This is a genomic window from Roseburia faecis (assembly GCF_001406815.1).
Taxonomy (GTDB): domain Bacteria; phylum Bacillota; class Clostridia; order Lachnospirales; family Lachnospiraceae; genus Roseburia; species Roseburia faecis.
In genome coordinates, this window is record NZ_CVRR01000082.1 from 13,236 (window position 1) to 25,941 (window position 12,706).

Consider the following 12,706-nt stretch of genomic DNA (forward strand, 5'->3'; position numbering starts at 1 on the left):
GCACTATTGTGGTGCACTAGGCATTTCCATGCTCTTTTTTAGGAAAAACTAGATTGAAATAAAAACGAGAGGTGAAACGTCAATGGAGAAAAACAGAATACGTCCAGTCAAGGCTGGAAAAGGCTTGCGTATGAGTTACTCAAGACAGAAAGAGGTTTTGCAGATGCCAAACCTGATCGAAGTCCAGAAGAATTCTTATCAGTGGTTCCTGGATGAAGGTTTAAAAGAAGCATTTGCAGATATCTCCCCGATCACGGATTACAGTGGTCATCTGAGCTTGGATTTCGTCGATTTTACACTGTGCGAAGACGATGTGAAATATACAATCCCGGAATGCAAAGAGAGAGATGCGACATATGCAGCACCTTTGAAAGTCAAGGTTAGACTTCATAACAAAGAGACAGATGAGATTAACGAACATGAAATTTTCATGGGTGATCTTCCTCTTATGACAGAGACAGGTACGTTCGTTATCAACGGTGCAGAACGTGTAATCGTCAGCCAGTTGGTTCGTTCCCCTGGTATCTATTACGGAATTGCTCATGATAAAGTGGGTAAAACTCTTTATTCATGTACTGTTATCCCGAACCGTGGTGCATGGCTCGAGTATGAGACTGACTCCAATGACGTTTTCAGTGTAAGAGTAGATAGAACCCGTAAAGTGCCGATTACCGTATTGCTTCGTGCACTTGGTGTAGGTACCAACCAGCAGATCATTGACATGTTTGGCGAGGAGCCAAAGATTCTGGCATCCCTGCAGAAGGACCCGGCGATCACAGAGCGTGAGCCACAGGGAAGTTTTGAGGCTGGTTTATTAGAGTTATATAAAAAGATCCGTCCGGGTGAGCCGCTTTCCGTAGAAAGTGCGGAGAGTCTGATCACTGCCATGTTCTTCGATCCGAGAAGATATGACCTGGCAAAAGTAGGACGTTACAAATTTAATAAGAAGCTTGCTTTAAAGAACCGTATCAACGGACAGGTTCTGGCAGAGGATGTACTGGATCCTTCTACCGGAGAAGTAATTGCAGAGGCAGGCACAACTGTTGACCGTGATCTGGCAGATCAGATTCAGAATGCTGCAGTTCCGGCGCTCTGGATTCAGACAGAGACACGTAACGTAAAAGTTCTTTCTTCTATGATGGTAGATATCAGAAGCTGGATTCCTGAAATTGAGGACCCGAAGGCTATTGGTGTTACAGAACTGGTATATTATCCGGCTCTGCAGCAGATTATGGAAGAAAACGAGACATTGGAAGAGCGTATCGCTGCAATTAAGAGAGATATTGCAGACCTGATTCCAAAGCATATTACAAAAGAGGATATCTTCGCATCCATCAACTATAATATGCATCTGGAGTGGGGCATCGGAACAGATGACGATATTGACCACTTAGGAAACCGTCGTATCCGTGCTGTCGGTGAATTGTTACAGAACCAGTATCGTATCGGTCTTTCCCGTCTGGAAAGAGTGGTTCGTGAGCGTATGACAACTCAGGATCTTGAGGGAATTTCCCCACAGAGTCTGATCAACATCAAACCGGTTACGGCTGCGGTAAAAGAGTTCTTCGGATCTTCCCAGCTGTCACAGTTTATGGATCAGAACAACCCACTGGGTGAGCTGACACATAAGAGACGTCTTTCTGCATTGGGACCTGGCGGTTTGTCCAGAGACCGTGCCGGATTCGAAGTACGAGATGTCCATTATTCCCATTATGGACGTATGTGCCCGATTGAGACGCCTGAAGGACCAAACATCGGTCTGATCAACTCTCTGGCATGCTACGCAAGAATTAACGAGTACGGATTTGTTGAGGCTCCGTACCGTAAGATTGATAAATCAGATAAAGACAATCCTCGTGTTACAGACGAAGTTGTATACATGACTGCGGATGAGGAAGATAATTACCATGTAGCGCAGGCGAACGAAAAACTGGATGAGGATGGACATTTTGTTCGTAATTCCGTATCCGGTCGTTACCGTGAAGAAACGCAGGAGTACGATAAGACTGCATTCGATTACATGGACGTATCTCCAAAGATGGTGTTCTCCGTTGCTACAGCACTGATTCCGTTCCTGCAGAACGATGATGCAAACCGAGCACTGATGGGATCTAACATGCAGCGTCAGGCAGTGCCGCTTCTTACTACCGAGGCACCTGTAGTAGGAACCGGTATGGAGACAAAGACAGCGGTCGATTCCGGTGTCTGTGTACTTGCAAAAGAAGCAGGTATCGTGGAGAGTTCTGAGTCTAATCGTATCGTAGTACGTGAGGAGGACGGAAATCGCAGAGAATATATTCTGACAAAGTTTGCACGAAGCAACCAGTCCAACTGCTACAACCAGAGACCAATCGTGTTCAAGGGACAGAAAGTAGCAAAGGGTGAGGTGATCGCTGATGGACCATCTACATCCAATGGTGAACTGGCACTTGGAAAGAACCCGCTGATCGGCTTCATGACATGGGAAGGTTATAACTACGAGGATGCCGTTCTTTTGAGTGAGCGTCTGGTAGAGTATGATGTATATACTTCTGTCCATATTGAGGAATACGAAGTAGAGTCTCGTGATACAAAGCTCGGACCGGAAGAGATCACAAGAGATGTACCGGGTGTCGGTGATGATGCATTAAAGGACCTTGACGAGCGCGGAATCATCCGTGTCGGTGCCGAAGTCCGTGCCGGAGACATTCTGGTAGGAAAGGTTACACCAAAGGGAGAGACAGAGCTTACCGCAGAAGAGAGACTGCTTCGCGCAATCTTCGGTGAAAAAGCGCGTGAGGTTCGTGACACTTCCCTGAAAGTGCCGCACGGTGCATATGGTATTGTTGTAGATGCCAAAGTATTTACCAGAGAAGATGGCGATGAGTTATCTCCTGGTGTAAATGAGTCTGTTCGTATTTACATTGCCCAGAAACGTAAGATTTCTGTTGGTGATAAGATGGCCGGACGTCATGGTAACAAGGGTGTCGTTTCCCGTGTATTACCTGTAGAAGATATGCCATATCTTCCAAATGGCCGTCCACTTGACATTGTATTAAATCCTCTGGGTGTGCCTTCCCGAATGAACATCGGACAGGTGCTGGAGATTCACTTAAGCCTTGCTGCGAAGGCACTTGGTTTTAATATCGAGACTCCGGTATTCGATGGCGCAAAAGAGATTGATATCCAGGATACACTGGAACTTGCAAATGACTATGTAAACATGCCGTTTGATGCAGAGGAAGCAGAAGACGGAGAAGAAAACTTCTACGATAAGTATAAAGATACTCTGAGAGAGGACGTTATGGATTATCTTTCAGAGAATCGTGCACACAGAAGTCTGTGGAAGGGTGTTCCGATTTCCCGTGACGGAAAGGTTCAGCTGCGTGACGGACGTACCGGAGAATACTTCGACGGAAAAGTCACAATCGGACACATGCATTATCTGAAACTGCATCATCTGGTTGATGATAAGATCCATGCACGTTCTACAGGTCCTTACTCCTTAGTTACACAGCAGCCGCTGGGTGGTAAAGCACAGTTCGGTGGTCAGCGATTCGGAGAGATGGAGGTATGGGCACTGGAAGCTTATGGTGCTGCATATACTCTGCAGGAGATCTTGACTGTTAAGTCCGATGATGTCGTAGGACGAGTAAAGACATACGAGGCTATTATCAAAGGCGAGAATATCCCTGAGCCGGGTGTTCCGGAATCTTTCAAGGTACTTTTGAAAGAGTTACAGTCTCTTGGTCTGGATGTCAAAGTGCTTGACGAAGACAGAAATGAAGTAGAACTCATTGAAACCAGTGAGTACGGAAATACCGATATCAATGCCATCATTGGAAATGACAGAGATGACAGAGATTATGCATTTGAAGACAGTGAGTCGTTTGAAAAACACGGATTTACCAAGCAGGAGTTCGATTCCGAGAATGAAGAGCTTGTCAATGTAGAACCGGAAAATGATAACGATGATGAAGATTTCGGCGATGCTGATGATCTCTTTGATGACGCAGAAGAAGTTCTTGATGATGAAGAGTAATTGGGAAGGAGTGTCATAAATGCCAGAAACAAATAAAAAGGACATGAATCAGGCAATGCAGTTTGATGCGATCCAGATTGGATTAGCATCACCTGAGAAGATCCGTGAGTGGTCTCATGGCGAAGTAAAAAAGCCGGAGACAATCAATTACAGAACCTTAAAGCCTGAGAAGGATGGTCTTTTCTGTGAGAAAATTTTTGGACCGCAGAAAGACTGGGAATGTCATTGTGGTAAATATAAAAAGATTCGTTATAAAGGTGTTGTCTGCGACCGCTGTGGTGTAGAAATTACAAAATCCAGTGTTCGTAGAGAGCGTATGGGACATATTGAGCTGGCAGCTCCGGTTTCCCATATCTGGTATTTCAAGGGAATTCCATCCCGTATGGGTCTGATCCTTGATTTATCTCCGCGTGTACTTGAGCGTGTGCTTTATTTCGCTTCTTATATTGTGCTTGATGCAGGAGATACTTCTCTTGCATACAAGCAGGTACTTTCTGAGGCAGAATATCAGGAAGCAAGAGAGCAGTACGGAAGTGCATTCCGTGTGGGCATGGGAGCAGAAGCCATCCATGAACTGCTTGCTGCGATTGATCTGGAAAAAGATTCTGCAGAGCTGAAAGCAGAGTTAGAGAATGCAACGGGACAGAAGCGTGCACGTATTATCAAGCGTCTGGAAGTTGTAGAAGCATTCCGTGAGTCCGGAAATAAGCCGGAGTGGATGATCATGACGGTTATCCCGGTTATTCCGCCGGATTTACGTCCGATGGTTCAGCTGGATGGTGGTCGTTTTGCAACATCTGATCTGAATGATCTGTATCGTAGAATTATTAACCGTAACAACCGTCTGAGAAGACTGCTTGATCTCGGTGCACCGGATATTATCGTGCGCAATGAGAAACGTATGTTACAGGAAGCGGTTGATGCCCTGATCGATAATGGCCGTCGTGGACGTCCGGTTACCGGTCCTGGAAACAGAGCACTGAAGTCTCTGTCTGATATGTTAAAGGGTAAGGGCGGACGTTTCCGTCAGAACCTGTTAGGAAAGCGAGTTGACTACTCCGGACGTTCCGTTATCTGTGTAGAGCCAAAACTTAAGATCTATCAGTGTGGTCTGCCAAAAGAGATGGCAATCGAGCTGTTTAAGCCGTTTGTTATGAAAGAATTGGCAGCTAAAGGAATTGCTCATAATATCAAGAGCGCCAAGAAAATGGTAGAAAGACTTCAGCCGGAGGTATGGGATGTGCTTGAAGAAGTAATCAAAGAGCATCCGGTTATGTTAAACCGTGCCCCTACACTGCACAGACTTGGTATTCAGGCGTTCGAGCCAATCCTTGTAGAAGGTAAGGCAATTAAGCTTCATCCGCTGGTATGTACCGCGTTCAACGCCGATTTCGACGGTGACCAGATGGCTGTGCATCTTCCTCTGTCCGTAGAAGCTCAGGCAGAATGCCGTTTTATGCTGTTATCACCAAACAACCTGCTGAAGCCGTCTGATGGTGGTCCGGTAGCCGTTCCTTCCCAGGATATGGTCCTCGGAGTATACTATCTGACTATGCACAAACTGGCAGATTATAAGGATAAAAAAGATGCAGTTGCTGTTTCCGATAAAGTGTATAACGATATTGAGGAATTAAAGAAAGCAACCACACCGGACCCGAAGACAGGAAAGAGTGAGATCGGATTGTATGATCTGATCTGGTTTGAAGATACAACAGACAATAACCGTCGGGTATTATGTAAGCCAATGGATCTGTTCGGATATCATTACGGAAGCATGAATCAGGCATTGCTTGCGTATGAGAATGGAGAGATTACACTTCATCAGAATATTTATGTATACCGTAAGGCAACTATGGCTGACGGAACAGAAGTATCCGGATTTATCAAGACAACACTTGGTCTTCTGATTTTCAATGAGATTATTCCGCAGGATCTGGGATTTGTAGACCGCAGTACCCCGGAGAATGCTTTGAAGCTGGAAATTGATTTCCATGTTGGAAAGAAACAGATCAAACAGATTCTGGAGAAGGTTATTAATATTCATGGTGCGACAAAGACTGCCGAGGTACTGGATGATGTCAAGGCAATGGGTTATGGATATTCCACAAGAGCTGCCATGACCGTATCAATTTCCGATATGACAGTGCCACCACAGAAGCCACAGATGATCGAGCAGGCACAGAATACGGTAGACCGGATCACACGTCAGTATAAGCGTGGTCTTATCACAGAAGAAGAGCGTTATAAGGAAGTTGTAGAGACCTGGAAAGAGACGGATGATGAGCTGACAACAGCACTTCTTACCGGACTTGACAAGTACAACAACATCTTCATGATGGCCGATTCCGGAGCCCGTGGTTCTGATAAACAGATCAAGCAGCTGGCCGGTATGCGTGGATTGATGGCCGATACAACCGGTAGAACCATCGAGCTGCCAATCAAGTCAAACTTCCGTGAAGGTCTGGACGTACTGGAGTACTTCATGTCAGCGCATGGAGCACGTAAAGGTCTGTCCGATACCGCACTTCGTACGGCCGATTCCGGATACCTGACCAGACGTCTGGTTGATGTATCCCAGCATATGATCGTTCGTGAGTCTGACTGTTGTGCAGGAACAAACCGTGAGATTCCGGGAATGATCGTTAAGGCATTTATGGAAGGCAAGGAGGAAATCGAAAGTCTGGAAGAACGTATTACCGGACGTTTCTCATGCGAGACAATTTGTGACAAAGACGGAAATGTTATTGTTAAAGCAAACCATATGATTACACCTCGCCGTGCGGCGGATGTTGTGAATAAAGGCGTTGATGAAAAGGGAAATCCGATTACAAGTGTGAAGATCCGTACCATTCTTACCTGCCGTTCCCACATGGGTGTATGCGCGAAATGTTACGGTGCCAACATGGCAACCGGTCAGGCGGTACAGGTTGGTGAAGCGATCGGTATTATCGCCGCACAGTCCATCGGTGAGCCTGGTACACAGCTTACCATGAGAACATTCCATACCGGTGGTGTAGCCGGTAACGATATTACACAGGGTCTTCCTCGTGTAGAGGAAATTTTCGAGGCACGTAAGCCAAAGGGACTTGCAATTATTACAGAGTTCGGCGGCGTTGCTACCATTAAGGATACCAAGAAGAAGCGTGAAGTCATCGTTACAGATCCGGAATCCGGAGATACAAAGACTTACCTGATTCCTTATGGATCACGTATTAAGATCATGGATGGTGCCGTACTTGAAGCCGGTGATGAACTGACCGAAGGTTCTGTAAATCCACATGATATCTTAAAAATCAAAGGTGTGCGTGCCGTACAGGATTACATGCTTCGTGAAGTACAGCGTGTATATCGTCTGCAGGGTGTAGAAATCAACGATAAGCATATTGAGGTTATCGTTCGACAGATGTTACAGAAGATCCGCGTAGAAGAGAATGGAGATTCCGATCTTCTTCCGGGCAGCATGGTAGATTCTCTTGATTTTCTTGAACTGAACGAAAAGCTTGAGGAAGAAGGCAAGGAACAGGCAGTTGGTTCCCAGGTATTACTTGGTATCACAAAAGCATCCCTTGCAACAAATTCATTCCTGTCAGCTGCATCCTTCCAGGAGACCACGAAGGTTCTTACGGAAGCAGCAATCAAGGGTAAGATTGATCCGTTGATCGGTATGAAAGAGAACGTTATCATCGGTAAGCTGATTCCGGCAGGTACCGGTATGAAGAGATACCGCAATATCAAACTGGACAGTGATGTGAACGAAGAAGAAGAGTTCTCATTTGACGATCTGGAAGATTTCACTATGGATGAAGAAGAGGAAATGATCCCGACAGTAACCGTTCCGGATGGAACAGATCTGTCAGCCGTTTCCGGAACTGATGAGGATTCATCGGAAGAATAAATTACAGCACAGATAATAGAATCTGTGAAGATACAAAAGAGGGAGAGCAAATCTCCCTCTTTTTCATGTATTTTTTAAAAGTGGGTTGACAAGCACAACAGAAATTTATATAATATTTTAGCGTGCATTATGGTATGATGCATGCTTGAAGAATAATACAGGAGGTGAAAATAATGCCAACATTTAACCAGTTAGTAAGAAAAGGACGTCAGACTACTGTAAAGAAGTCTACAGCACCTGCACTTCAGAGAAGCTTTAACTCTCTGCAGAAGAAGCCAATCAATACTTCTTCTCCACAGAAGAGAGGTGTTTGTACTGCTGTTAAGACAGCAACTCCTAAGAAGCCTAACTCAGCTCTTCGTAAGATCGCCAGAGTTCGTCTTTCCAACGGAATCGAAGTAACATCTTATATCCCAGGTGAAGGACACAACTTACAGGAGCATAGTGTTGTTCTGATCCGTGGTGGTCGTGTTAAGGATTTACCTGGTACACGTTACCATATCATCCGTGGTACATTAGATACCGCTGGTGTTGCGAACAGAAAGCAGGCCCGTTCTAAGTACGGCGCTAAGAAACCAAAGGCAGCTAAATAATAAACAGATTATTTGGCAGACAATGGGTCACAAACAGAGCTAAATAGGTTTAGTGTTGGGATTATTGTTGTATCCGCTACCGGATATAACCTACTCATTATATAGCCCGCACGAACACATTAGAGAGACACATGTGAGTACCGTTGAATTAATTAAAAATGATTAAGGAGGGAAGTAACGTGCCACGTAAAGGACATACTCAGAAAAGAGACGTATTAGCAGATCCGTTATACAACAACAAAGTGGTTACCAAGCTTATCAACAACATTATGTTAGATGGTAAGAAAGGTGTTGCACAGAAGATCGTATACGGCGCTTTTACTAAAGTAGAAGAGAAGACAGGAAAGCCAGCAATCGAGGTATTCGAGGAGGCTATGAACAACGTTATGCCAGCTCTTGAAGTTAAGGCAAGACGTATCGGTGGAGCTACCTATCAGGTACCTATCGAGGTTCGCCCGGATCGTCGTCAGGCATTAGCTCTTCGTTGGTTAACAACTTTCTCACGTGCTAGAGGTGAGAAGACTCAGGAAGAGAGACTGGCAAACGAGATCATGGATGCTGCAAACAATACTGGTGCAGCAGTTAAGAGAAAAGAAGATATGCACAAGATGGCAGAGGCAAACAAGGCCTTCGCACATTACAGATTCTAATTGGAAATCTAATAGGAGGAAAAAACCTTGGCTGGAAGAGAATATCCACTTGAGAGAACCAGAAATATCGGAATTATGGCTCATATCGATGCTGGTAAGACAACATTAACAGAGCGTATTCTGTATTATACTGGTGTTAACTATAAAATCGGTGATACTCATGAAGGTACTGCTACCATGGACTGGATGGAGCAGGAGCAGGAAAGAGGTATCACAATTACTTCAGCCGCTACAACATGTCACTGGACAGAAGAAGAGTTCACAAAGCCGAAAAAGGGCGCTCTTGAGCATCGTATCAACATCATCGATACTCCTGGACACGTAGACTTTACAGTAGAGGTTGAGCGTTCACTCCGTGTATTGGACGGCGCCGTTGGTGTCTTCTGTGCAAAGGGTGGTGTTGAGCCTCAGTCAGAGAATGTATGGCGTCAGGCTGATACCTACAATGTACCTCGTATGGCATTCATCAATAAGATGGATATCTTAGGTGCAAACTTTTACGGTGCTGTAGATCAGATCCGTGAGAGATTAGGAAAGAACGCAATCGTTCTTCAGCTACCAATCGGTAAAGAAGATGATTTCAAGGGAATCATTGATCTGTTCGAGATGAAAGCATATATCTACAACGATGAGAAGGGTGATAACATCACTGTTACAGATGATCTTGGAGATATGGCTGATCAGGCAGCAGAGTATCGTACAGAACTCATTGAGAAGATCTGTGAGTTAGATGACGATTTAATGATGCAGTACCTTGAGGGCGAAGAGCCATCCGTTGATGATATGAAGAAGGTTCTTCGTAAAGGAACATGTGAGTGTACGGCAGTGCCTGTTTGCTGTGGTTCTGCATACAGAAACAAGGGTGTTCAGAAGTTACTGGATGCTATTATCGAATATATGCCAGCTCCAACAGACATCCCTGCAATCAAGGGTGTTGACCTGGATGGCAACGAGATCGAGAGACATTCATCTGATGATGAGCCTTTCGCAGCTCTTGCATTCAAGATTATGGCAGATCCATTCGTAGGAAAACTTGCTTACTTCCGTGTTTATTCCGGAACATGTAAGTCTGGTTCTTACGTGTTAAATGCAACAAAGGATAAGAAGGAACGTGTTGGACGTATTCTTCAGATGCATGCAAACAAGAGACAGGAGTTAGACATTGTTTACTCTGGTGATATCGCAGCAGCAGTTGGATTTAAGTTCACTACTACCGGTGATACCATCTGTGATGAGCAGCATCCGGTTATCCTTGAGTCTATGGAATTCCCAGAGCCAGTTATCGAGCTCGCAATTGAGCCTAAAACAAAAGCTGGACAGGGCAAGTTAGGTGAAGCATTAGCAAAACTTGCTGAAGAAGATCCTACATTCCGTGCACATACAGATCAGGAAACTGGTCAGACAATCATTGCCGGAATGGGTGAGTTACATCTGGAGATCATCGTTGACCGTCTGCTTCGTGAGTTCAAGGTAGAAGCAAACGTAGGTGCTCCTCAGGTAGCATACAAAGAGACATTTACAAAGGCTGTTGATCAGGAATACAAGTACGCTAAGCAGTCCGGTGGTCGTGGACAGTACGGACATTGTAAGGTACGTTTCGAGCCGATGGATGCCAACGGAGAAGAACTGTTCAAGTTCGATTCCGAGGTTGTCGGTGGTGCTATTCCGAAGGAATACATCCCAGCAATCGGTGAAGGTATTGAGGAAGCTACAAAGGCTGGTTCCCTTGGCGGATTCCCTGTTGTAGGTATCCATGCTACCGTATATGACGGATCTTACCATGAAGTCGATTCTTCCGAGATGGCATTCCATATTGCCGGATCTATGTGTTTCAAGGAAGCTATGGCTAAGGCAGCTCCAGTATTACTTGAGCCTATCATGAAAGTTGAGATTACTATGCCGGAAGAGTACATGGGAGATGTTATCGGTGACGTTAACTCCCGTCGTGGACGTATCGAAGGTATGGATGATCTGGGCGGCGGTAAGATTGTACACGCTTATGTACCACTTGCTGAGATGTTCGGATACTCAACAGACTTACGTTCTAAGACACAGGGTCGTGGTAACTACTCTATGTTCTTCGAGAAGTATGAGCCAGTTCCAAAGAACGTACAGGAGAAGCTTCTGTCTAATAAGGCAAAATAATAGAAAAAGCTTGAAATATAGCTGATTATTCGCTATAATCGAGTTAGTCGGTTTGACAACCTAAAACCATAAAAACAAGCCCAAAACCGGGCATAAAATGAAGGAGGACATTTCAAAATGGCAAAGGCTAAATTTGAAAGAACAAAACCACATTGTAATATTGGTACCATCGGTCACGTAGATCATGGTAAAACAACTTTAACAGCAGCTATTACAAAGGTATTAGCAGCTCGTGTTGCTGGTAACGAAGCAACAGATTTCGAGAACATTGATAAGGCTCCAGAAGAGAGAGAGCGTGGTATCACAATTTCTACAGCTCACGTTGAGTATGAGACAGAGAAGAGACATTACGCACACGTTGACTGTCCTGGACATGCTGACTACGTAAAGAACATGATCACTGGTGCAGCTCAGATGGATGGTGCTATCCTCGTTGTTGCTGCTACTGATGGTGTTATGGCTCAGACAAAGGAGCACATCCTCCTTTCTCGTCAGGTAGGTGTACCTTACATCATCGTTTTCTTAAACAAGTGCGATATGGTAGACGATCCAGAACTTATCGAGTTGGTAGAGATGGAAGTTACTGAGCAGCTTGAAGAGTATGGTTTCAATGATTGCCCAATCATCAAGGGTTCTGCTTTAAAGGCTCTTGAAGATCCTAACGGAGAGTGGGGAGACAAGATCATGGAGCTTATGGATACTGTTGATTCTTATATCCCAGATCCAGAGCGTGATACAGATAAGCCATTCCTTATGCCAGTAGAGGACGTATTCACAATCACAGGTCGTGGTACTGTTGCAACTGGTAGAGTAGAGCGTGGTACATTACATCTGAACGACGAACTTGAAATCCTTGGTGTTAAGGAAGATGTTCTTAAGACAGTTGTAACTGGTATCGAGATGTTCCGTAAGCAGTTAGACGAGGCTATGGCTGGTGATAACATCGGTGCATTACTTCGTGGTGTAAACCGTGACCAGATCGTTCGTGGACAGGTTCTTGCTAAGCCAGGTACTGTAACTTGCCATCACAAGTTCACAGCTCAGGTTTACGTTTTAACAAAGGATGAAGGTGGACGTCATACTCCATTCTTCAACAACTATCGTCCACAGTTCTACTTCAGAACAACTGACGTAACAGGTGTTTGCGAGCTTCCAGCAGGAACAGAGATGTGCATGCCTGGTGATAACGTAGAGATGACAATCGAGCTGATTCATCCAGTAGCTATGGAGCAGGGTCTTACATTCGCTATCCGTGAGGGTGGACGTACTGTAGGATCAGGACGTGTTGCTACAATCATCGAGTAATTATAAATTGCTTAAAATTAAGGGTTCCCATTATTGGGAGCCCTTTTTTGGTACCATTGCAGCTCTTTCATGATAGCATCCGGCATTGTTATGGTTC

Annotated in this window: 6 protein-coding genes; all 6 read left to right on the forward strand. The window is 44.9% G+C overall.

The genetic code is table 11. The features are described 5' to 3' along the window. The first annotated feature begins 82 nt into the window (after positions 1 to 82). Complete coding sequence (rpoB, locus tag M72_RS15020; RefSeq protein ID WP_055068801.1) at positions 83 to 4,021, forward strand: DNA-directed RNA polymerase subunit beta; 3,939 nt, start codon at positions 83 to 85, stop codon at positions 4,019 to 4,021. Positions 4,022 to 4,040: 19 nt separating this feature from the next. Next, positions 4,041 to 7,916: a DNA-directed RNA polymerase subunit beta' gene (gene rpoC, locus M72_RS15025; protein WP_055068802.1), complete on the forward strand. Its 3,876-nt coding sequence runs from the start codon at positions 4,041 to 4,043 to the stop codon at positions 7,914 to 7,916. 173 nt (positions 7,917 to 8,089) lie between these two features. Further along, positions 8,090 to 8,509, forward strand: coding sequence for a 30S ribosomal protein S12 (gene rpsL / locus M72_RS15030; protein ID WP_022046801.1), 420 nt, complete (start codon positions 8,090 to 8,092; stop codon positions 8,507 to 8,509). Between the two features lie 179 nt (positions 8,510 to 8,688). Then, positions 8,689 to 9,159 carry a 30S ribosomal protein S7 gene (rpsG, locus tag M72_RS15035; RefSeq protein WP_055068803.1) on the forward strand — a complete coding sequence of 157 codons (471 nt, stop codon included), beginning with the start codon at positions 8,689 to 8,691 and terminating at the stop codon, positions 9,157 to 9,159. 27 nt (positions 9,160 to 9,186) lie between these two features. After that, positions 9,187 to 11,304 carry an elongation factor G gene (gene fusA / locus M72_RS15040; protein ID WP_055068804.1) on the forward strand — a complete coding sequence of 706 codons (2,118 nt, stop codon included), beginning with the start codon at positions 9,187 to 9,189 and terminating at the stop codon, positions 11,302 to 11,304. Between the two features lie 117 nt (positions 11,305 to 11,421). Next, positions 11,422 to 12,609 (forward strand): elongation factor Tu, encoded by a 1,188-nt coding sequence (gene tuf / locus M72_RS15045; RefSeq protein ID WP_055068805.1) that lies wholly within the window; start codon positions 11,422 to 11,424, stop codon positions 12,607 to 12,609. The last annotated feature ends 97 nt before the right edge of the window (positions 12,610 to 12,706 follow it).